Annotated in this window: 15 protein-coding genes and 2 pseudogenes; 3 read left to right on the top strand and 14 right to left on the bottom strand. The window is 41.9% G+C overall.

The features are described from left to right. Positions 1-147: 147 nt before the first annotated feature. From O9H85_RS03175 to O9H85_RS03195, 5 genes are all read right to left on the bottom strand, one after another. Positions 148-1263, bottom strand: coding sequence for an amidohydrolase/deacetylase family metallohydrolase (locus tag O9H85_RS03175; RefSeq protein ID WP_269879848.1), 1116 nt, complete (start codon positions 1261-1263; stop codon positions 148-150). A gap of 27 nt (positions 1264-1290) precedes the next feature. After that, a complete protein-coding gene (locus tag O9H85_RS03180) occupies positions 1291-2256 on the bottom strand; it encodes an ABC transporter ATP-binding protein (protein WP_269879849.1) in 966 nt (321 codons plus the stop codon). Between the two features lie 16 nt (positions 2257-2272). After that, positions 2273-3238, bottom strand: a complete 966-nt coding sequence (locus O9H85_RS03185; RefSeq protein ID WP_269879850.1) for an ABC transporter ATP-binding protein — start codon at positions 3236-3238, stop codon at positions 2273-2275. Positions 3239-3258: 20 nt separating this feature from the next. After that, entirely contained in the window at positions 3259-3906 is a 648-nt protein-coding gene (locus tag O9H85_RS03190) for a helix-turn-helix transcriptional regulator (RefSeq protein WP_269879851.1), read from the bottom strand. Between the two features lie 272 nt (positions 3907-4178). Continuing rightward, positions 4179-5228 (bottom strand): YncE family protein, encoded by a 1050-nt coding sequence (locus O9H85_RS03195; protein WP_269879853.1) that lies wholly within the window; start codon positions 5226-5228, stop codon positions 4179-4181. A gap of 433 nt (positions 5229-5661) precedes the next feature. Between O9H85_RS03195 and O9H85_RS03200 the strand changes: the two genes are divergently transcribed. Continuing rightward, positions 5662-6171 (top strand): GNAT family N-acetyltransferase, encoded by a 510-nt coding sequence (locus O9H85_RS03200; protein WP_269879854.1) that lies wholly within the window; start codon positions 5662-5664, stop codon positions 6169-6171. Positions 6172-6284: 113 nt separating this feature from the next. Here the strand turns inward: O9H85_RS03200 and O9H85_RS03205 are convergent. The 8 genes and pseudogenes from O9H85_RS03205 to O9H85_RS03240 form a co-directional block, all read right to left on the bottom strand. Continuing rightward, positions 6285-7790, bottom strand: a pseudogene (locus O9H85_RS03205) (recombinase family protein). Positions 7791-8037: 247 nt separating this feature from the next. Continuing rightward, positions 8038-10533: a helicase-related protein gene (locus O9H85_RS03210; protein WP_269879855.1), complete on the bottom strand. Its 2496-nt coding sequence runs from the start codon at positions 10531-10533 to the stop codon at positions 8038-8040. Positions 10534-10611: 78 nt separating this feature from the next. Further along, a complete protein-coding gene (locus O9H85_RS03215; RefSeq protein ID WP_269879856.1) occupies positions 10612-11958 on the bottom strand; it encodes a 5-methylcytosine restriction system specificity protein McrC in 1347 nt (448 codons plus the stop codon). Beyond that, on the bottom strand, positions 11955-13748 hold the full coding sequence (locus O9H85_RS03220) for an McrB family protein (RefSeq protein WP_269879857.1): 1794 nt from the start codon (positions 13746-13748) through the stop codon (positions 11955-11957). The genes O9H85_RS03215 and O9H85_RS03220 overlap by 4 nt, the downstream gene beginning before the upstream one ends. Beyond that, positions 13735-14424: a hypothetical protein gene (locus tag O9H85_RS03225; protein WP_269879858.1), complete on the bottom strand. Its 690-nt coding sequence runs from the start codon at positions 14422-14424 to the stop codon at positions 13735-13737. The genes O9H85_RS03220 and O9H85_RS03225 overlap by 14 nt, the downstream gene beginning before the upstream one ends. Before the next feature lie 63 nt (positions 14425-14487). Beyond that, the gene (locus O9H85_RS03230; RefSeq protein WP_269879859.1) at positions 14488-17238 is read right to left on the bottom strand and encodes a DEAD/DEAH box helicase; all 2751 of its coding nucleotides are present in this window, start codon (positions 17236-17238) and stop codon (positions 14488-14490) included. Between the two features lie 2 nt (positions 17239-17240). Continuing rightward, positions 17241-19925 (bottom strand): DEAD/DEAH box helicase, encoded by a 2685-nt coding sequence (locus O9H85_RS03235; protein ID WP_269879860.1) that lies wholly within the window; start codon positions 19923-19925, stop codon positions 17241-17243. A 228-nt stretch (positions 19926-20153) separates the two neighbouring features. Next, positions 20154-21881 (bottom strand): annotated as a pseudogene (locus tag O9H85_RS03240) (AAA family ATPase). 138 nt (positions 21882-22019) lie between these two features. Here O9H85_RS03240 and O9H85_RS03245 point away from each other — a divergent pair. Next, positions 22020-22352: a DUF4372 domain-containing protein gene (locus tag O9H85_RS03245; RefSeq protein ID WP_269879861.1), complete on the top strand. Its 333-nt coding sequence runs from the start codon at positions 22020-22022 to the stop codon at positions 22350-22352. Beyond that, complete coding sequence (locus O9H85_RS03250; protein ID WP_269879862.1) at positions 22349-22996, top strand: IS4 family transposase; 648 nt, start codon at positions 22349-22351, stop codon at positions 22994-22996. The genes O9H85_RS03245 and O9H85_RS03250 overlap by 4 nt, the downstream gene beginning before the upstream one ends. A gap of 118 nt (positions 22997-23114) precedes the next feature. Here the strand turns inward: O9H85_RS03250 and O9H85_RS03255 are convergent, their stop codons facing one another. Further along, a complete protein-coding gene (locus O9H85_RS03255) occupies positions 23115-23636 on the bottom strand; it encodes an AAA family ATPase (protein ID WP_269879863.1) in 522 nt (173 codons plus the stop codon). Positions 23637-23710 lie beyond the last annotated feature (74 nt).

Consider the following 23710-nt stretch of genomic DNA (forward strand, 5'->3'; position numbering starts at 1 on the left):
CGTATCACTACTTGCAGTAGGTTTACTTGAGCTTGGCTGATCACCCGATGGATTGCCGGAACAGCCCGTAAAGACAAGAAACGTACTCAGTGCGATGAGAAGACTTTTCGCTTTCATTGAAAATCATCCCTCTCTTCATGATAAATTCTACCAACTAATGGCTTCGAGATACGTTAAGATACCTTTGGAAATAAACGCCGCCGGAGTTATCGTCTGATCAGGCTTTCTAATAGCCCCCGTCGAATCTTTATAGATGCGCGTATCGTTCCCCCCATTGTCCAAACGGAATAAGGTTGCCCGTTCCACCGTGTCTTTCAGACTGCACCAGTATTCCAGCCCTAAAACCTCCGCCGGTGAAGCTGTAACGGCCGTGATGACATCCATTAGCGACATGCCGCAATCCAGCAGCTTCGTCATCGTAGTCGGCAAATCGTACACAGGACCGTATACGTTGCGGATATGCGCGTCGGTACTGATGGTATATGGATGAACACCTGCTGCAATCGCCTTAAGCCCAATATCGAAGCTAAAGCTGGCCGCCCCGTGTCCGACATCCAATTTCACCCCCCTATCCAATGCTCTTTGCAGCGCCTTGCGCGGAGTACCGTCCTGATGCCATGGGTGTCCGATTTTTCCGTGATAGCAGTGGGTGACGACATCCCCTTCCCTGAGCAAATCAAGCACATCGTCAATGATCGGCGGCGCTTCTCCGATATGTACCATGACGGGCAGAGATACCTCTCTTGCGGCCAGAAGAGCCAATTGAAGCGGCTGCAAATTCATCTCGCCGACGATCGCACCGCTGGAGCGGACTTTGATTCCGCAAATAAAATCACGGTTCTCCATCACGGTTTTGACCGTACGGTCCACATTAATCAAGCTCAAATCCGCTACTTCCCGAAGATGCACCAATCCAATCGAGCTGATGTTGAGCCAGGCGCGTGTTTCCGTGCGAAACCGAGGCGCGACGTAGTCCCGAAAGCCCGGAAATGTAGCCTCGCCTGCGCTTCCCGCGTCCGCCACCAAAAGAACTCCAGTTTTCAAACCGATCGAATCCGCCGGGACACTTAAAGAAGTGACGCCGTCATACACATGCGCATGGAGATCAATCCATCCGGGACTTAAATACATTTTTGAATCCTGCGCAGGATCTATAAATTCAGTTGGTTGCAGCCTGTAACCTGTTTTGGTATGCTCCAGTAAGGCCGGGTATACCCTACGCTTTACCGGGTCAACGACATGAAGGTGGATCGGTTCATTCATTGTACTGCTCCTCCATTCTTAAAATATTTAATAAAGATGACAGGCTACTGAATGGCCTTCATACATTTCCGTCAATGCAGGACGCTCTGAGCGGCAGCGATCAAATGCTTTCGGGCAACGCGAGTGAAACGGACATCCGAGAGGGGGATTGGATGGACTAGGCAGCTCCCCTTGAAGAATAATTTTTTCGCGGACCGCTCCTCGTTCTATACTTGGCGCCGAGGATAAAAGCGCTTTCGTATACGGATGCAGCGGATTTGTGAATAAAAGACTTTTATCCGCAATTTCAACCATCTGACCCAAATACATAACCCCGACCCGCTTGCTGATATGGCGGACAACCGCCAAGTTATGTGATATAAATAAATAGGCCAGGCCGAACTCCTGCTGCAGCTCCCACAGCAAGTTCAGAATTTGCGCTTGAATCGACACATCGAGCGCCGAAACCGCTTCGTCCGCTACGATCAGCTTGGGACTTAGCGCCAGTGACCTTGCGATACCGATCCGCTGCCGCTGCCCCCCGGAAAACTCATGCGGATAACGCGCCGCATCTTCCGTCCGAAGACCCACACGCTCCAGCAGCTGATGCGCCGTATCCCGTGCAGCTTGGTGTGACGCCATGTTGTTTACAATCAAAGGCTCTGCAATGATGTCTCCGACTTTCATTTTTGTATTTAAGGAAGCGTAGGGATCCTGAAATACCATCTGAAAGTTTTTCCTTATATTGCGCAAGCGGCTTCCCTGATACTGGGTGATCTCTTCTCTGTCAAACAGAATCTTGCCTTCGGTCGGATCGAGCACACGCATAACCATCCTGCCCAGCGTAGATTTCCCACATCCCGATTCACCGACAATGCCAAGCGTTTCGCCCTTCATTATGTAAAACGATACGTCATCAACCGCTTTCACGTGACCGACTGTTTTCCTAAATAATCCGGCTGTTATCGGATAATATTTTTTCAGGCGGTTCACTTCGAGAAGAGGTTCATTCAAGCTTCTCCACTCCCTTCTAGATTAAACCGCAGCGAACGAAATGTCCTTGAGACAGCTCCCGCAGCTCAGGCATGGATTGACGGCAGGATGTCTGAACATGCTCACAGCGATCTGCGAATCTGCAGCCCACCAGGAAATGAGCCGCATTGGGAACCGTGCCGGGGATGGAATAAAGCGTTTGCTTTTCTTCATCCACTGAAGGAACGGAAGCAAGCAGCGCTCTTGTATACGGATGAAGCGGAGTGCGGAACACTTGGTCTCCGCTCCCGTTTTCCACCACTTGCCCGGCATACATGACGACTACCCGATCGGCCATTTCCGCAACGACACCGAGATCATGGGTTATCATCATAATGCTTGTTCCAAATTCGTCGCGCATCCGTTTCATCAATTCCAGCACCTGCGCTTGAATGGTTACGTCCAGTGCCGTAGTCGGCTCATCCGCGATTAATAGCCTTGGCTGGCATATCATGGCCATCGCGATCATGACCCGCTGCCTCATCCCTCCCGATAGCTGATGCGAATAGCTGCGAATGATTTCTGAAGCGCGGGCAACGCCGACGAACTGCAGCACCTCCGTCGCCTTTTTGAGGGCTTCCTTCTTGGGCATTTTCCGATGACGCCGCAGCACTTCCTCCAACTGGTCTCCGATGGTAAGCACCGGATTCAAAGAGGTCATCGGCTCTTGAAATATCATCGAGATGTCTTGTCCCCGGATGTCGCTGATCTGACGCTCGCTCAACGTTAGCAGATCGAGCCCGTTGAACCAAATTTGTCCGTCGACGATCTTGCCTTTGGGCTTCGGAACCAGCCCCATGACCGACAACGAAGTCATGCTTTTGCCACTGCCAGACTCACCGACGATACATACGATTTGGCCGGCATCAATGTCGATATCAACTCCATCAACTGCCCGTACATCCGCCTCACGTCCGCTAAAGTACGTTTTCAAATTCCGAATGGAAAGCACCGACTGCTGCATATCGTCCCCCCTTTACATGATTATCTCATACGCTCTCCACGCACTTCGTCTAAGTAGTTGTATAGCGTGAACTTAGAAATGTCTAAGAATTGGCATACCTTGTCTCCTGCTTTTTTAATAAGAAAGGCGCCTCGTTTATCAAGAAATTGAATGGCTTTGATCTTTTCTTCCTTGCTCATATGAGAAACCGGCTTGCCAATTTCGTTCTGGCACTGCTGCAGCAAATAATCGAGAAGGTCACTCACGTCATTGACAAATACTTCTTCGGTCTCTTGATCTAAGCTGTGCATCGTAATCGATTTCAACGCATTTTCGGCCATGATCAAATCGGAGATGTCCAAGTTCATACATATCGCACCGATGATTTTATCTTCTTTATTTTTGAGGTAAATCGATGTTGACCGCAGTATTTTCCCGTCTTTGGTCTGGGTTACGTAATTGTAGCGATCTCCGTCCTTCACAGATCCCCGTAACACTTCCAGTCCAAGATTGCTGCCACAATCCCCCATTCTTCTGCCGGTAATATGGGCATTTTCGATCGCAACAATTGTATGCTCGTAATCCCCGGTTAAATCGTGCAAAACAACCTCGCATTTTTCCCCGAATTGCGCCGCAATACCTTTAATGATTTGGGTTAGCAGACCCATTTCTTCCCTAATATGTTCCAATTGCGTCACTCACCTAATAAATAATTTTGAATTCATCCTATTTCAAAAAAAAAAAAATTATACTATCTAAAAAATATTTATATATTTACATTGTAAATGTTTCCCTCTAACTTGACAATATATATAATGAATTTTTTAGCAGCAATAATGATCATCTTTTTCTTTGGCAGACAAGCAGAGGGAATTCAAAGAATTAAAAAAAAGTATAGGGGCCTGCTATGCGTTCAATAAAACAGGACTGCCGGAGCAGTCCTTCCAATGCGTGTAGGATATTATTTTTTAGTCATAAACCATCTGTTGGCTGCCAAATCTGAAATAGTTTGAGTGATTTTTTTTGTTGAAAGTGATACAATGGCTGTTTCTTTTTTGTTTTCAATAGTTGTATACGCATAGTCTCCAGTAGGAGAAATCGTAAGTCCACTCAATCTACCGTCGGATGCAATTGGGATAGATTCCAAAAACTTATTGTCATTTGCATCAAATACTTGAATATTCCCACTGAATCCAGCAGCATATACATGTTTACCATTTGGATCAACAGCAAGTTGCATAAATGCAGATTTAACAGAATTCATTGTTTGAGGACTAATATTGGGATCTCCCTCGGACGTTTTAATCACGGTCACAACTTTGTTGTTTGTTGTATCCACAACGGTCATATTTCCTGTAAACCAATCGGCTAACCAAAGAGAATGCAGTTGCTTATCATAAATGGAATCCTCAACTCGACCTGCTTCAATTTTATTTTTTATGCTGCCATCTGCAAGGTTAATGACTAATGTATCTTTTCGATTATTACCAGAGAGGTACGCTACGTTATCGGTTATGGCTAGAGTATTTCCACCTTGATCAAGCTTCCATTTAACCTGTAAATCAGGTAAGGAGTATGCGACAACATTTTTAGGTCCAGTGATCAACAGGATCTTTTCCTGTTCAGATATATCGGCTATACGAGCACCTTGTTCAGTTTGAATAGTTTGTATCGTTTTATTCGTTTTTAAATCAATCACGTATGTCTTCCCCTGAAGGGTGGGTACATATGCTTTATTGTCATATATCCCTATTCGAAAAGCATTGCTTCCCGTTTCCAAAGGAATACTGGTTTTTTCTTGCTTACTCAATTGATAGATAAGAAGATTACCATTTCCATCACCCATGGGCGGACTTGCTGCCGCTCCTATTAAGGAGTAATTATCCTTATTTTCAGTCTTGGTAATTTGAACTGGGGGATTACTTGAAGAGTTTTGTTTTTGTTGTGTTCCACAAGCACTTAATACTCCAATAATTAAAAGACCGGCTATTGACCCTTTAATTAAATTCAAATTTTTCCACTCCCATTGATGTAATTTATTTAATTGTACAGCTTCCTGCCATATAAAAATTGTACACTATAGACGTCGATTCCTCAAGAATCGACAGGATTCATGCAAGTCCTGCGCATATTAAAGCGAATGCAACGCTCGTTCTAATTCTGTTTCTGAGGCATGAACTATAATCGCGATTTTTTTCATCGATGGTTTCTCCCTTTCTTTATAATTATTGCAATTTTTTCTTCAAAATATCCTACTCCGTTTTTAAAAAAAGGATCTGTCGCGAAGCAAGCTCCACCTTATAGTTGTCCTTCAGCAAGCTTCAACTATATTCACTTACCCCAAGTTGCCCATATGTGAAATATCAAAAAGGAAAAAGTAAACCAACGTATAATATAACTAATAGACGAACGTTTAGATTACAGTATGGAACTGGGGGATGGACATGGTTGAAAAACGCGTTATTCTTCGGGCTTTCGAAAAAGAAGACGTGACCGGGCTGCACCGGTGGTTGAACGACCCGGAATCGCTTCTCTTAATAGGAAGAGCTCCTATGTCTTATGATGAGGCATTGCAGCATTTCGAGCAAAAAAAACAAAACGGTGACTTAGTGCTTGCCATTGAAAATGAGGAACAGCAGCTGTTAGGATGGATTTTTTTAAAAAACATTGAGCATGAGCATGGGAGAGCAGGTATCGGAGTTCTTCTCTCGCCTGAACACCGCGGCAAAGGATATGGCAAAATGGCATTAGAACGAATGATTTATCTAGGCTTTCGACAACTGCGACTTCACAAGATTTATTTGACTACTAGAAGTTTAAACGAACGTGCCGTCAACCTGTATGAAAAAATAGGATTTGTTATTGAGGGCCGGCTGCGCCAACACGCCTTCGTGGACGGAGTATATTACGATACCATTTTTATGGGACTACTTTCCGAGGAATGGAAGGCATAGCTTGCGGAGGTGGGTCATGAAGCGAGACGTCTTTGCGCTTTTTTTAAACTATCGCAGATGCATCAGAATCTCGGTTCTAATGTCATTAGTGATCATATCTCTAGAAAAAGCACTTAGAATGTGTAAATCTCTACAGAGTCCTCGTAAACCCTAATTTCCCTCACGACCTGCCGGATTAAATCACGTTTCTCATCAAAAGTAAGCTCCTCTTGACCTTTCGATAAGTAATATTGGACAGCCTCCATCATTACATTCATGTTGTATTCTGTAATATGGGTATTGTTTAATAAGTTCGTCAATTCAAGCAACTGATTGTTTAATGATTCTTCCCTCTGCGTTAACTCCTTCAATTCTTGTCTTATATCCTCTTCTGCAATACCATCTTCACTCGCAGCAAAAAGTTTGATCAATTTTTTTCGAGCGTTCTTAGTCTTCTCAATTTCTTTTTCAATTCTGGCAATTTCTCCTGCTTCAAATGGCTCTTTAGTTTTTTCTTGTTGTAATGCCGCGGCTATCTCATCAGGATTATTTAACCATGATGCAACCTGTTCCCAAACTTGCTCCTCGATTATTTAGGCTTTAACTCTGCGCCCGCAACCTTTTGCTTTTGCACCGGCTGTATTTTTTATATCTGTATATTCAGGCACTTTTTTGCCCCAATTATTTGAAAGCCGTCCAGTCATCGTATTCCCACAGTCACCACATCTTAGCAGACCACTAAGCAAGTATGGGTGTTTGCTTTTCTGTGCCCATCTGCGACGTGATTCAGACAGCAGCCTCTGAGCGTGTTCAAATTGTGATTCGTCGATTATCGCGGGGCAAGGAATTAGAATCCACTCATTCTTCGGCCTTTCCTTCATTGGAACCTTTTCATCATCTTTACGGTGCTTGTTTCCAAGCATACCTTCCGTATTCCAACGATTCTGATAAAACTCACCAATGTAGGCCCTATTCATAATAATCTGTCTAACAACTTGACGATGCCATACGGATGCTCCTCGTTTGGTTGGCACACCCTTGCTCGTTAAATATAATGCGATTCCGTTTAACCCTTGTACCATCGTATTGGGTTGAGTAAATAAATCAAAAATTAAACTGACGATTGCAGCTTCGTCTTCATCAACAATGAATCGCTCTAACTCTTTATCGTACCTGTAACCATATACTTGAAAATCGCGTAACACTTTCCCTTGCCGTGCTTTTTCTCTCCTCCCTCGACTCATACGTTCATTAATTTTCGACTTTTCAAACTCGGCAATTGCCCCCCGCATTGAATAAAATAAATTACCTTCAGGTGTTTTAGAATATTCACCATTTACAAAGATAAGCTCAATTCCTCGTCTATCAAACTCATCCGTGATAATTAATTGATTCATCAGCTTGCGTGACAAGCGGTCGGGGTCTAGACAGATAATTTTTGAGATAATACCTTCTCTTACGTCTTCACGTAGTTTAGTTAACGCTGGTCGATCTAAAAATTCTCCAGAAACTCCGTCATCAATATATTCTTTAACCTTATTGGTCCCCGCCTTCAGTTGGCACTGGCGAACCTGATCGTTCAGGCTGAATCCATGTTTGGCTTGTTCTTCTGTGCTTACCCTGGCGTATATCGCGATCATGTTTCTCCCTCCTGAACTTCTCTAGGAGATAATCATAACAAGCAATGCGGATCTTGTCATTAGACTCACATGAGATAAACTTTACATGCACCCGGCATCCCCTCCTAATGGAGGTTATGCGGATACGGCTTGGACAGTTGATAAAAAAATGAACTTAAACATTTTCTCATGCCAAAGATCACTTAATTTGAGAATGATCACGGTAAAGTTTGAGGTTGGACTTTTATACTTATTCTTTATTCATAATCTATAATTCAGTAACAATTTCGCCGGTTAAACTATCATTTGCTTGTAATTTTTTTATTTCTCCGCGGTAGTTCAAATCACTTGAATACGTGCGTGGATTACCATAGTCTGTAGTGCGAAATACCCTAAAGAGACTTCTTTTCCATGGGAATTTTTCTTTTTGACTTTCGATCTTGTTAGAATAAACAAAGAGCAGCTTCAACCAGTTGGAAGCAACAACCCGATTTCCAATCACACTGAAATAGAAAGGATACGTACACTTATATTTTTCAATAAAATCCATAGACATCTCATTCGTATATTTATTTTTCATAATTCGACTGAAAGCATCACCGATAGGATCAAAATCAAAACGCGTTCTATAACAATTACCTTGCTTAGTTAGAGCGTAGCTATGAACAATTTTTCTAAATGCATTTCGCATTTTGAAGAAAGGAAGTTCAGGAATATAATCGTTTAATCCTCGACATAAATCTTTGAATTCAGATTCAGGAATTTGTTGAAGTAAAGCTATAAGTCGTTTTATGGAGCCACTGTATGAATTCTGATCCAATTGATAAAACATTTGAATAAGCTCAGGATGGCCGAAGTCCTTGATGAGATAGTCAAACCATTTTTCGTTGTGTGTCAATTCGTTGAAAATAGTTTCATAAAATTCTTCTAAGGTCCCTTTGTGTTTCTGCCACAGCCACATATTATGCATCGGTTGCATAATATCTTTGGAATATCTTTTATATTCTTCACTCTCAACAATATTTCGTGCAGCTTCATTCGGATCGATCATTTCAATCTCATACTCTTTGATCCAGTCCATGTGGTCATCATTAATATAAAAAACATGATCAGACAAGAGATCTATATTTTTCATCCACCACGCTAACTTATTTTTACTTTCAACAGAAGTTTCTAAAAGCTTTTTTGCCTCTTGATGGATAGAATTTTTAAAATCTTCATATGAATCTTCAATATCCAACTCACGATCAATAACGAAATTAATGATTGGAAGCAGCTCGCCATCAAAAGCACTAGCTATAAGATACTTATACATGTCTTTATTCTGAAGTTTGTCTGCAGTGAAAACTGGAACATGTTCAAAAGAAGCTCTCTCGCGCATAATAGCATTGTATGCAAGTGTTAAATCGCTGTCAGCCATTACACACATTTCATGATAGTATTGAATAACATAATCAACGCGCTTGCTATACCTTTGAATAATCTCTTTCGTCATCAAAGAATTTTTTGAAGGAATTTGTGGCAGAAAGTCGTTTACATACGTCGCTACAGCAGTATCAAAATTAATAGTATTACTGTCATTACCAGCTTCCTCTAACAAAAAGCAGGTATGCAGCTCCTGATGAATACTGTTTAACCGGTCGACCCGTCCGAATCGTTGCTCAATTCTACTTGGAGACGATGGTACATGATAATTAATTATATAATTATAAGTAGGTAAATCTATCCCTTGCTCACCTATCTGGTAGGTCAAAATTAATACTTTTGGAAAATTAATATTATATGGATCACTAAATTCCTTTAACAAGCTGTTCCGATCAATGTGATCCCCTGTAATTGAATAAAATGTATCAGGCTGTGTATGATCAGAGTTTGAATACATAACAAATTGATTTGCAACCAAAGCTTTTTGTATTTCTACAATATGACTCTTGCGATTCACAAAGATAACATAGCGATTGTGAGGATCGAGTGAAGTTATCATTTCTGAAAGAAAATCATTTTTATTCTTTTGGGCAGGACAACTCCATATTTCAGGAACTAAACGTCTTGGAGGGGTGTTCTGATAGTCCATCTTCCCCTCCACTTTTTCAATGTTTCTTGTTGTCTCCTTAAAGTATCTTGTCACACATAAATTCGGGTTAAATTCGGTGCATAGCTTCTTTTTATCCTCTATATGACTTTTCAACTTATTGGTAAACCTTTTTGTTAATTCATCCAATTGTTCGCTACTGTTTGAAAGTAGGCTTGCTCCCAATAAAGGGTAGGTATCTAAATCCTTCATTGATCCTTTAATGGGGGTTGCCGTCATGAAAATGACCTTTGTTGCCATTAATCTTGAGAGTGCTTCGTAACGTTTGGCTCTTCTATTTAAAAACTCATGGGCTTCGTCTATGATAATCAAATCCCAGTACTGCTGCATTTGTTTCTGAATGTTTCTATAATCAAAGTTAATAACGTTTATCTCATAGTTGAGGTTATCATTAAGCATCTGCTCTTCTACTGTCAGATCAAGAACTGTAGAGAGCTTGTCCCTAAACTGCTCCACAACGGAAGGTGCGGTTATAACCAATATTCGTACGGACTTTCTTTGATAGACTACGTATCTGATACAAAGGCCTGCGCTGATTGTTTTTCCTGCGCCAACTTCATCAAAGATGTAGATAATATCGTTTGTTTTAATTCTTTCTACATTTACCAGTTGTAATGACAAAAGACGCACTTTATCTAAATTCAATGACTCTAGGTATCTATAATTATTCATGAACGTCCTCTTCTAATAGCATAAAGATGGTGTTGTTTAATTAGCATTTCTATAAATTCCTATATAACGAACCGGAATTCAATATTGATTGATTTTTAATAATTTTCGCATCCCCACGCAGAATCGCTCCTCGGACTGGGTCAACCCGTTAACCGAATCCTCTTCGCCTAATTCACCGTTAACCCCATAAAAATAAAGGGTGCTTTGCAGTTGAGACGAAAACCAAGGATTCCCTAATTGATATCGCCGAATTTCAGCATCGTTTTCATCCGGATAAACCAGAACACCCGGAGCCAACCCCTGATCGGAGAAAGCATCCATGTACGCATGAATCTGGTATAAATCATTTCGTTCCAAACCCGTTGGTTTTGATGAAGTTACAAAAGTGTGTTTATATTTCGCATCGACTACCGCTAACACTTGTTTCGAAGATAACCTTCGTATAATAAAATCCGGCTTTAATGCGGCTATCTTCTTCCCGTTCCCGTTTTCAAACAAGTGGCCAACGGCTTCTCTAACTCGTCCAGTATGGATCACCTCTACCCCTACTAGAGCATTTCTTAGAAGATGATAAACATAAAGCTCCCAAATTTCAGCCATATCCAGTAGGGTTCCTGTTACTTCTTGGGCACCATTCGAAGAGACCCCGAATGATTTTTGTTGCAAGATCCTCAAAGTTAAATCTACAACTGGACGATAGGATTCCAGGATGGGGGTATATTTAATTTTGGGAATCTTATAAATGGTCTTATAGCTTCTACATCCTTCGGATTGGAGTAAAAGGTCTATGATTTCCCTACCTCTGTCGGACAACCAGTTATGTGCATTTCGATGCCCCAATTCCTTTTTAATTCTTCGATAACCTTTACTGAGTATGTACGCAATGTCAGGATGAATAACCTTGGACCTGGATAGACTTGCAAGTCGATTCGTTCCCTTGCCTATCTCCAAAGCCGTTTCCATCACTTTCATACGACCGCGCAGAGATGGAGCCTTCAGTGTTTCTTCCATTCGAGTATACGGTAACCCATGCTTGGCTCCACGGATAAGCTGCTCACCCCAAACTCGGGCTATTAGCTCCCACAACCACATATTCGCATTACGATAGGAGCCCTTACTCTGGATCATTCGCACTCCCCATATAGTGCTAATCCAACGATGAAAAGAGCTTTCATAACGTGGTGTTATACGTAGAGTTCTCCCCATATATTGGATCTCTCCAACATACCTTCCCGCATACCAGCGTCCATGGCGAAATTCGATTACCGGCTCATCATCCGATTTGTCAGTGAGACGAATTGTAAACAGTTCTTTATCGAGATAAAGGCACAAATTCTGCAACCATATCTTCTCATCATCATTTATTAATTCGATCTCAGATAAGTCATTTACAATGATATCTGTTCTTCCTTGTGCGGACTTCATACCTTCCCCCACAGGAAAGTACTTTTCGCTTGTTCCATAAATTGCTTTCTATCGTATGAATCGGCCCCGGACAAATACTGCTCCAATAGCGGAGCCAACGAATAATTCCACAAAGCAGTTACAGGCCCACGAGCTTGCTTATTCCGGTTCCATAGTACTTGCTGAACGCCCGGTTGCGAATAAATATACTTCTGGGCAAATGAAACCACGTCACTGAAATAGGTATGACCGATGACATACAGCGGTCCCATATGTTCATGCCCAGCTATTAAATGATTCAACTGGACGCAACGGTCCGCTAAAAGTTCAAATTCATCCTCCACACGGTTCCAATTACGGGGTTTTCCATACTTCTGCGGCCAACGTTCCCATTTTCCCCTCAGTAAAGTGACTAGATCATTACGATCGAACCCTCGGAAAAACCAGAGAAATCTGCGGCGAAGTGCAAAATCGACTTGTTCCAGCGATTGGTCAATCAAATTCATAGTTCCAATAATATAGAGATTCTCGGGTACAGTTAGCGGATATGGTTGGCCATCCTGGCCGGCAAGCAGCACAGCACTTTCACGATCCTCCATTAAGGAAAAGCACTCTCCCAACACCTTGCTGAGATCCGCCCGGTTCATTTCATCGAGAATGAGGACATAAGGCAAGCCTTTACCGATTCCGCCTTCCGCTGCTTCAATTTCCTCTAAGACCTGTAGAAATACGCCTTTTTTATAAACGGTCCGATTCTGTTCAAGCTGCATCCCCCGTATAAAATCTTCGTATCCATAGCCCGGATGGAATTGTACACGGCGAATCCTCTGCTCTACTAGCTTGTTCACATCCTCTTGCTTTTTAAAGAATTCCCCCGCTCCCCACTGGCGTAATGTCTCTTGACGAATAAACTGCCCTGCTAATAGCTTTGCTTCATGGGTTTTCCCGGTTCCCGGAGGTCCATACAAAACAATCTGCTTCTTGATTTGCAGCCCTTGGATGGGTAGCACCTCCGAGTCATGGTCACTATAATCCCAACATTCAACGAGTGGACTTCGATAGAAATCAAGATCCTTTTCTCCAAGAATGTCTTCGAGCTTTGTTCGAATAGCCAGGATGCGATCATCAATATCTTCAGGCACGGAGTTTTCATCCAGAATTTCCAGGAAGGCCTCTACAATCTGTTGCTTATGACCTGCACTCGCCATTCGTTCATATTGATCAGGGTATAGGAGGTGCAAAATAATATGTCGGGATAGCGGGTTCGTGTCCTCCTTTATAGTATCGAGCATATTTCGTACCTTGAAATGGTCGGATAAAAACACAATCCGGTCATTTTCAGGTTTCTGCAGAACCGCATCTGCGAACTTAGCTATATAACGTATTTCATAATAACGTCTTGTATTGTAGGCGATACCCGGTCCGCCTATGCCATGATCCAATGCTGTCAGTGCCTCATTCTGATCGTCCAGAGTAAGTCCAGCAAATGATGCAATAATATTCAAAAGTTCCTTTTTTCTTCGAAATGTAATCGTGGAGGGAAACAGCAAGTAGAGATAGACGAGTTCGCATGCAAGCTGAACAACCTCTGGCTTCTGACCCTTCAGTTGCCCTTGCAGTTTGGTCTCAAAAATCTCTGTTGATTCATCCATGTTCTCTATGAAGCAAGCTTTAAATGCATTCAAATTCGATGTCGTCCAAATCTGCTCAGACGGCCAAAGCAATGATGTGCCATTAATGAGGCTCTTCCCTTTCCATTGATCAGCATGCTGATATACGGAAGTCGTATCCCATTCTTTAAATTGTGCCATGAATTTCATCCTCTCTAATGTTGATTTCCAAATGCCGTACATCGCGATTATATAACTCTTCCAGATCATTGATAATCTGTGGCCGGTGGGTTGGAATCTGGGGGCACGGATGATAGTAGTAATATCCTGACTTTTGTTTGGGGTGCGCCTTTCCAAAGGTTGGGACGCCCGAGGTCTGAATTAACGAGACCCATTTATCTTTAATTTGGACAAAAGGATTCCAATGTAACTTGTGCTTTTTCACTCCCCAACCTAGGAGAATCCATGGATGTTGTTTCAGCTCGGCCAATTCAATCAATGACTCATCGAATTGAAAATCCCCTCTTGTAACAAGTTCCACGAATTGCTCTATTGCATCTTGATCATCTGTATTTTGCAGCCAGAACAAATTATAAATCTTAAACTGCCCCTCTATGGATTGTCCATAAATTCGTTCTAATAACGTGGCCAATTGATTCATGGTTGGATCAGGAATAACTTGGCCATGAGCCTTTCCATCTGCCAATAAACGCGAATATAGTTCAGGAGCAACTTTTTCCAACGTCGCTGACCCCGGGTTAAGCAGTACACAACATCCTAAAGATTTAGTTGAGTCCCCCCACTGAAGATGAGCGGATGTACGATATATATGTTCACCTCGTTTGAAAAAGCGGCCATAAGCCCGGAATTTATCCATATTCCTCACTCCTCCATACCAAGGGGTTAATGTGCCGCAACATAAAATGACTTTAAGCTCCCTTTATCCGAAAGATTTTCGTAAATGGTTGATTACCAGTAAAGCCCCTGCCTTATGTAACGGCTCATTCTGCTTCTCACAATGAAACAGCTGAATGCACGATGGGCAACCGTCTGAACAACCACAGCTGCTAATGATCTGTTGGGCTTTCTCCAAGAGAACCCCGAATTTTTCGGCAACTACCTCGACTATACCCGAACCGCCTCCCGCTTGGCTGTCGTAAAAGAACATTCCGGGCATTCCAAACAAGGCTGAGCCAGAATAAAAAGAGGTGTGCTGGAAATCAGCCATACTACACCTTACAACGGCCGGTATCGCCGAAGCTATGGCATGTTCAACTGCATGAAGGCTTCCCTCAACCAAAGTCTCCAAGTCAATGGATTCGCGATTCTGCACATCCTTGAGCAGACCTCTAAGTTCATCCCTTCCTTGGTGATCCCACATCAGCCAAAACGCCTCGGTTTGGAAACTGACAGGATATGTGTTTGTTAATTGTATAGTTTCGGGAGGCGTTGCGCCGTGATTGTAGATTTTTTTGTAGCCAAATGTGCTTCGTTTTACGATGATGTTTCCAAGATTGGATTTGATCGCCGCGTCACTTCTCAATGGACTGGTTATGTCATGAATTTCAATGCTATCGCGAACAATTCCGCGAGTATGATAATCCGTTCTTACCGGCTCCACAACCACTTTGCGTTGCTTACCATTGACCCACTTGACCTTATAGAAGGTACGATTGTCAGGTCCCAGAAATACGGCGTCTACGTGATAATCTCGAATCAAGGAACGTCCGTCCACACTTTGAAATAAGATGTCCTCATTCCATCCGTTCTTGGTTACAACCGTATAGGTATCGCCCATAGTGAACAAAGTTTGATACCGGGGTGTTTCACCTTGATAGTGTAGTTTCCCTTCAATCTGCTGCCACTGGTCGCTTGTTTCAGCGACTACTTTGCGAATTGCAGATGAGCGGACATAGTTCATTGCATTAATGACCGTTCCACCCTGCTCATGAGCTGCATATGCGAGATGCTCCTTCAACAGCTTTGGATTCGTGGTATTAATCGCTGCTGATTCGGGCGGGAGCTTAAAGAATTCTTCAGGGTTGCGGGCGAAGTATTGCTGCAATGGCTCTTCCTGAACCATCATAATTACCACACCGTCTCTACTGCGCCCCACACGGCCAGCCTGCTGCCAGAAAGATGCCTGAGAACCTGGATATCCAAGCAAAATGCATACATCCAGACACTTCACATCAATTCCAACCTCTAGAGCGCTGGTTGTGACCACTCCAAGGATCTCACCTTGCTCGAGCTTCTGTATGGTTTGCTCCTTAACTTCTTGTGTCAGATAAGCATGATACGGTAAGAAAAGTTCATATGATTCTTCTGAGGAAAGCCCGCCATAATCTTGAAGGTGGCTTCGCATAATGATATTTAGCTCACGACTCAATAGCTGGGCTTGCTGTCGATTGTTTGAGAAGATTATACTTCTGGGCCATCTTCCATCCTTGTAGATCGTACGCAGAATCTCGTAGAGATCAGAAACAACAGCTCTTTTCTTTTGCTCGTCATCTGACAAGCCCGAATTCCACATCAATATAGCTTTCTTCTTTACAGGAGCTTGTGCACCGGATATCTCGCGAAATCCTTTCATTCCCCGTTTCCCCGTTAATTCCTCAACCAAGTACTTAGGATTAGCTATCGTAGCGGAACAGGCAATAAATTGGACATCTTTGTTTCCAAGGCGATCACAAAGCATTCTAAGCCTACGAATGACTAGCGATACTTTTGAACCTAACAATCCTGAGTACTGATGAAGCTCATCAATAACGACAAATCGTAAATTTTGCAAAAAGCGCAATAGCTGGGGACCCTTTCCCGTAGGTGAGCCTGCTCCTTGAAGAATTAAGTGCAGGTAGTGAACGTTGGTCAGCCAATAACGTCCCTCAGAGAACACGAAGCTTGATGCCTGATCTTTTCTCATATGCTCTGGAACGTTACGTTGTCCATGTAGTACCCCAACAGATAGCTGTTGTCCATTAACAGAGAATCTTGAAAATCCATTTAATGAGAAATAATGTGCTTGTTCCTCTGTGTCATCAGCCCATTTTTTCAAATGGGCGTACTGGTCCTCGACCAAAGCTTTGAACGGAGCTAAATAAAGCGCACATGCATTTGGATCAGCAACCAATTTTTCCATAATGGGAACATTATAAGCCAATGATTTTCCCGACGCGGTTTTCGTACAGAGAACGACATTGCGTCCTTCACGGATGTTCTGTATAGCTTCTCCTTGATGCTCATATAGCTTTTCTATTCCCAGAGATTGCAGCTTCCGTTCCAGCCAACTGGGCATAAGGATTTGGTCAGCATAAGCGCCTTGGCTGGCGTCAATTTGATGCACATGCACTTCGCTTCGGATACGAGTTCCGACTTCAAGCAAATTCTGGACGAGCTTATCACTATCGAATGCTTGTTGCAATGGAAGTCTTCGGTCTGTGAGCAATTCCTTTTCTTCAGGTGTCAATATGTCGTCAAAGATTGAACTTCCATCATTAGAACAGTAAAAACCAGCTTGTTTGTTTATATAGGACTCCATATCAGGTTCAAGGGAGCGCCACTCCGAAATTCGAATACCGTTTGCCCGTTGATGGATCTGACGGTAATAACCTTTCGGATCTGCTTTATAACCGATTTGTACAAAGTCCCCATATGGCCGTTGTCCTCCACAGGAAGAGCAGATTACTGGCATTCTTAATCGGTCCCTTCAATCAAAATCTTCAGCAACATTTTGGCTCCAGGTTTGAACAATTCAATATTCCCTTTACCTGGGAGCTGGACGCAACTAGGACATCCTTCGGAACAAGGGCAGCTCTCAATAAGCTCAAGAGCTTTTCGAAGTACATGAGGAAGTTTCTCGTAAATCGCCTCGATGGTTCCGAGACCGGACCCGTTCTCACCATAGAAGCCGATAACAGGCCTATTAGCAAAAGCCGTCATCGCACTCGCCGAAAAACCTGTAAAGTCATTAGCGTCACAAATAATGAGGTCAGGAATAACTGAAGTCATAGCGTGGCCTACTGCGTGAAGAGAGGCTTCGGCCAACAGGTCAAGAATTCTGCCTTCATCTACCATCTCCTGAATGCTATTCTTCAAGTAGCCCCATTGGGAATCCGTTAGAGTAACCCACATTCCTTCCGGAGTAAACCGGGTGACGGACGGATGATCCAATTGAACCTGCTCCGATTCATGCTTTTGTCCGAAGTAAACTTTTTTATAACCGAAGACGCTCCGCTTGATCTCCAGTTCACCATAAGCCATATCGATTCCTTCGATATTTTGCTTCTGATACGTCTGCATAATATCGATCACATCACGATAAGTAGATTGGGTGTAATAGGTCAGTTCTTGAATGGGCAATAGAATGATTTCGCCTTTTCTGCGATTGATAGAGTCTACCCGATAGCCTTTTTCTCCAGGAGTCCAATAGATCGCGCCTTCATGAAAGTCACGAAGAGCACTCCATTCATCCAGACCGTCAACTATCGTTTGATCCTGTCCACGAATAGTGACGCTGTAGTTTTGCCCGGAGATGGATCGAAGACTAAACTTTTTATCAACGACTTCCTCCTGATTCGCTGATGCGGCAACTTGGAGAACAGTCTCGATATAGTCTTCAACTAACCCGGGGAACATGTTCTGCAAGTCTTCCTTCGTAACTTCTCTCCCGAGCTCTTCTCTCAGTAGAGGAATATGCAAAGCCAACAACTTGTAATTTGTTGGATTAATCCTAACTACTTCGGGAGCCTTATGAATAAATTCAAGTGGGTTTCGCATGTAATACTGCTGAAGCGGTTCGTCTTGCAAGATCAATACGGCGACTCCCTCGCCTTTGCGGCCTACGCGCCCAATCTGTTGGGAGAATGCCGCTTTCGATCCGGGATAACCAACAAGAACGGCAAGACTTAAATCACCGATATCAATCCCGACTTCAAGGGCATTGGTCGTAATAATGACATGAATATCGTGAGACTTGAGCCGCTCAATAATCCTTTTCCGGGTATCATTCGGTAGGATTCCAGTATAAAAAGCCGCGAGTTTTTCTCCATCCACTTTCTCTTTAGGTAACCGGAGAGGCTGGCGCAATACGTCTTTGATATAGCGGGTAAAGACCATCGTCTGGCTGCGAGAAGGCTGAAAAATGATGCTCTTTATCACCTTTTGATCCACAGTCATAATTTGTTTCGCCATCGTAATGGCATCAGTAGAAGGCGCGCGGCGGACTTGTTCGTCGGCTGACATGCCAGGATTCCAGAGGACGATCCCCTTCTTCTGATGAGCGGAACCATCTGTATTGATGAGGGTAAATCCGCTAAGACCCGTAAGATCCTCTGCTAATCTAGTAGGATTTTCAATCGTTGCTGAGCTCGTGATAATCTGGATATTGTGTGCATTACCAAGTTCTCGGCAAACCTTAAGCAGACGTCTGAGTACTAATGCGACATGACTACCGAATGTGCCGCGGTACATATGCATCTCATCAAGCACGATAAATTTGAGGTTCCGCAGATAATTCCGAATGTGGTATGCGGTTGCGTACTTCACCTTCTGAACTTGCCCGAGAAAGGAGTAATGAATCATATCCGGATTCGTCATCCATACCTGTGCTTTTTCCATGATTCGCTGCCGCGGCCCATTCTCGGTATCCCCATCCAGCCGACCAATATGAATCAAACGATCCCCTAAGTGCAACCGAGTTTCAAACCAATCATCCAGGGAAGAATGATTCTCCGTTTGTTGCAAGTCAAAACGCCTAATTTGATCCAACTGGTCATTTGCTAACGCTTTTGTTGGAAATATGTATAATGCACGTTCTTCGGGATGATTATATAAACGACTAAGAATTGGCATGTTATAGGACAACGTCTTTCCGGATGACGTTGAAGTAACCAAGACAACATTCGACCCAGAATGGATTGCATCGGCCGTTTCTGCTTGGTGAGAATATAACCTCTCAATCCCCATTCGATGTAAGGCATCCTTAATGGATTCTGGTGTAGATTCAGGAATATCCGCAAAAGTTGCTTCCTTCGCAGGAAGCGTATGTACATAAATCTCGGCGGCTTCTTCCTCGGCCAACTTCTTTAGCTTATCCAGTACATCTTCTGAGGAAAATTCATTACTCACTACGCCTGGAATTCGATTATCCTCACATAGTATAAATTCTTCTTTCTCTAGAGGAACGATAGCAAAACAAGACGGACAGTAAATTCCTTCTATGAACCCTCGGAGGTTTTCAATTATGGGAGCCCAGTCTGAGCATTTCATTCCAGTTGGCGAATATTCAAGTAATCGTTGCTCCCCAACTTGACTGATTTTATTGGAAATTTGAATTGCCTTTAGCATATTGGTGCATTCCGAGCATTTCAGAAATGCCATACCTAATCCCTCCATCGCTAATGTCTGTTGACCATATTTAAACATAATGAATAGACAATAGGTTGTCATCGAATATATGTTCCTATGGAATAAAATCCCTTTACTGATAATTCGACAATATAGGCAGTAAGTCCTGTGAAAATACGAAAAAACCCAAACAAAGAAATAAATAACAACCTTGTTTGGGTAAGTTTCATTGAATATTTTTTATGAGAAAGACTGAATTGATCATGATACCTGCGCTTGAGGAATCTCATTCGCTTCCTCAATGCCCATCATCATTTTGTAATGTGCATGATGGTTTGTAACCTTAAAAATTTTCTCGAATATATTAAGGTACCTTGCATTTGTATCTAGTGGATGTTCAATATATATATCATCACTTGCAAAATGGGACCCATCATTTGCCCAGGATAAAAGCGATTTACATAATACCTTTTCTTCTTCTTCGAATTTATTCAGAATATCATCTTCACTAATATTTCCAAATACTTTAAAATAGTTTTCTATAATTCTACGAATCAAGTTTTGAACCGTTGTTGAAGAACTGCTCTGTGTTGCAGATCTAAGTTCTTGCCACATTAACTCATATGATGTTTTTATTGGATTTGTATCATAGGACTGAGCATCTGTAACATTATTAACTTTTCTTATAATTCAGAAGGTTTCATCGTGTAATTTTCCGCCTTTTGAGCGCTTTTTATGAAAAGTTACTTCCTTATGAAAGTAAACATTATGGGTTAAAACAAATAATTGAACGACATTGTTTCGATTGTTCCTGATATCATCAATAAGTTTCAAAATGAGATTGCTAACGATAAATAGTACATTGCTATCTAAGCTAGAAATTGGATCATCAATCACAACTACTTTATTCTCTGTAATAAGATCTCTGTTATTGCTTCCATTCAACAGATGCATAAAATATAGGAATGTTACGAATGTCTTTTCTCCTTCACTTAAAGTCTGATTTACATCTTCTCCAGTGGATCGTATTAAGCGATAATTACCCTGGTTTTGTGTATGCGCAAATTTAAAATTTGTAAAATTATACGCCTTTAACAGACGATTCATTTCATTTACGGATGGAATTACACTTGTGATTTGTGCTTCTAAACCTTCAATTTCGGAAATTAATCTATTTTTCTCAGATGTTTTTGACGTGATACCATCCTTTATCCCGGTTATTGCATTCTTAATACTAAATTCTTTTCGTACATATTTTTCGTGATTATGCAGATTTTCATTTGCTATGAATCTCCATATCTGATCCTTTAGTAGTTGTTCTTCCTGAGCTCGGTTATCAACCAACCTGTTATGTGCTTGGATCTCCTGATTTACTCTCTCAATTTCCAAATTTATATTTTTTATAAACTCATGAACAGGAACTAATACAATTCCCTTACTTGGCTCTTTTTGTTTTTGTTCAATTAATTCGAGATTGATTTCATTTTTCGATCTTATTAGTTCAAATTGTTGACTAATTTTCTCCTTATCGATATACGATAATTCTTTTAACAATAAGTCCTGGATTGAAGTTTCGAGATTGCTATAAGATTCCATGTATTGATAAACACAATTTGCTAGTTCCTTCATTTCATTCTCATAAGTTTCATTAAAATACTCTTCTAATTGATGTATAAAACCATCCGGCAATGACTGTTGACAAAATGGGCACTTACCTTCTGAATTATGTATATGATCATATCCTCTTTTTACCCAATCGCTTATCGCCAATTTAGAGATGAGTGCGGCAATATCAACCTCCTGCTTGCCAACAATTTGTTTTTGGAATATCTCACTTGAACAAGCAGTATTCAGTTCATCGTTTTTTATTGATTGAAACGTTTGGATTTTCACTAAACTTCCATTGAATAATTTATTTGAACGAGCACGTAAATCCTCTAAATCACATAACTTATTTTCAAGTGAATGCGACTGTTTGCATTTATTCATAAAGTTTCACTAGCGTTGCATTAATTTTCTCTGAATGTTCATAATCTTCTGCCTTTTTATCATCAGGGCATAAAAAAATCCTTTACAATGAAATGGCAGGTAGTTCCTGTCCATAATCCACTGAAAAGGATTAAGCCCATGGACAAGGATACCCTATTTTCTTCATTTGGTAAATGGTTAGCGCCCATTTGTACGAAATCGTTCACGGAAAAAGTGAAGGAAACGAACCAAGATAAGTACGTCAAGAAATTCACTACGCTGTCCTATCTGAAGCTATTCCTTCATGCTCAGATTCAGCAGCGGGACGGACTGCGTGAAATCGCCGATGATGTGCTTTCGAAAGACTTCCAGAAAGAACTTGGGTTGAAATCGATCTCTGCTGCTCAATTGAGTCGGAAACATAACCAAGTCGATCCCGCTTTGCTGGAGCATGTTTTTATGCAGTTGGTTTTACGTATCCCGAGAAAGTGACGATCACCTCGGCAAAAAAGAATGATCGAACTCAGATGGATGCTTTAGTCAACGAACTCGGAGTCACCTATGTGTATGATCGCGGCTACATCGACTACGGGAAGTTCGATGATTACTGTGATCGCGGCATTTTCTTCGTGACCCGAACGAAGAAGAATACGATGATTCGTCCGATAGAATCCTTTAGCTTGCCGCCAGAGAGTGCCGTTCTTACCGATGAAATGGTCTATGTCGGTACCCCGCAAAAGAGAATGGAAAACGTGCTGCGTCTGATTCACACGGTAGATTCCGAGGGCAACCCTGTCGCCATTTTAACCAATCGATTTGATCTGAATGCCGATGAAATTGGACAGATCTACCGGGAACGGTGGGTGATTGAAACCTTTTTCAAATGGATGAAGCAGCACATCCGGATTAAGTCGTTTTACGGAACAAGCGAACAAGCCGTGATGAACCAAGTATGGACAGCACTGATTGCTTTTTGCTTACTGGTATTGGTGAAACTGGAAACAGGAACTCGTCACAGCCTGCTTCAGCTCTACCGATGGTTGAAAATCTTGTTATGGGATTCCGTTCAAGACTGGATGGAACGAATACATCGCTTGCCTCAAAGGATATCCGAGGGTAGACGAAAAAAGCAATAAGTACCGTTGTTGGATGGATAAATTACCATATAATTACCAAATGGACAGAGCTACCTTTCAGGGGTGATCGACCTTTTGGCGATGCGGCTTGAATCATTGTTCAGAATAATTCGACAACTTATCCAAACGATTTTAATGCAACGCTAGTGATAAAGTTTATTTTATTATTTCTGACACCTGAAAAAGCTTGCAAAAACTCGTTATCATATTTTCTTTTTAATTCCCAGCAATCATCTATAAATTCATTTTCATTCGCGTTATATTCCTCTTCTTTATTGGACAAGTTAGTGCGCAATCTACGAATCTCTTCGTCAAATTTATCAACAAGCCTCTTCTTTTCAGTAATTTCATTTTTTATTTCAGTTGACTCCTTACCTAATGTGAATATACCCTTGATGTTCGAATCCTGATGGAAATTTTCCTCAACAAATTTCTGGTTATATACCAATGTTTTTAATGGCTGTGATGCCCAATCAATATTACAATCCGGGAAGTTCTCAATATTTTTCATAGCATTTGATAATGATGTTTTCCCACTTCCATTAGAACCGTAAAAAAAATTAATTTTCTTTAATCCACTAAAGACAACACCTGTATTATTATAAGTCGCAATCTTCTTAATGGAAATCTCTTTAATCATCACTTTTTCACCCCGTAGCAGTTAATTAAAAAAGGCGTAACTAAAATAGATGTCCATTTTAGTTACGCCCAGAT

Origin of the sequence: Paenibacillus gyeongsangnamensis (assembly GCF_027533625.1) — a bacterium.
Classification (GTDB): domain Bacteria; phylum Bacillota; class Bacilli; order Paenibacillales; family NBRC-103111; genus Paenibacillus_G; species Paenibacillus_G gyeongsangnamensis.

Coding starts and splice junctions, on each gene's coding strand:
- O9H85_RS03230 (WP_269879859.1), bottom strand. CDS start 17,238: ATGCCAGTAATCTGCTCTTCCTGTGGAGGACAACGGCCATATGGGGAC.
- O9H85_RS03225 (WP_269879858.1), bottom strand. CDS start 14,424: ATGGATAAATTCCGGGCTTATGGCCGCTTTTTCAAACGAGGTGAACAT.
- O9H85_RS03185 (WP_269879850.1), bottom strand. CDS start 3,238: ATGCAGCAGTCGGTGCTTTCCATTCGGAATTTGAAAACGTACTTTAGC.
- O9H85_RS03200 (WP_269879854.1), top strand. CDS start 5,662: ATGGTTGAAAAACGCGTTATTCTTCGGGCTTTCGAAAAAGAAGACGTG.
- O9H85_RS03255 (WP_269879863.1), bottom strand. CDS start 23,636: ATGATTAAAGAGATTTCCATTAAGAAGATTGCGACTTATAATAATACA.
- O9H85_RS03210 (WP_269879855.1), bottom strand. CDS start 10,533: ATGAATAATTATAGATACCTAGAGTCATTGAATTTAGATAAAGTGCGT.
- O9H85_RS03215 (WP_269879856.1), bottom strand. CDS start 11,958: ATGAAGTCCGCACAAGGAAGAACAGATATCATTGTAAATGACTTATCT.
- O9H85_RS03245 (WP_269879861.1), top strand. CDS start 22,020: ATGGACAAGGATACCCTATTTTCTTCATTTGGTAAATGGTTAGCGCCC.
- O9H85_RS03175 (WP_269879848.1), bottom strand. CDS start 1,263: ATGAATGAACCGATCCACCTTCATGTCGTTGACCCGGTAAAGCGTAGG.
- O9H85_RS03235 (WP_269879860.1), bottom strand. CDS start 19,925: ATGGCATTTCTGAAATGCTCGGAATGCACCAATATGCTAAAGGCAATT.
- O9H85_RS03220 (WP_269879857.1), bottom strand. CDS start 13,748: ATGGCACAATTTAAAGAATGGGATACGACTTCCGTATATCAGCATGCT.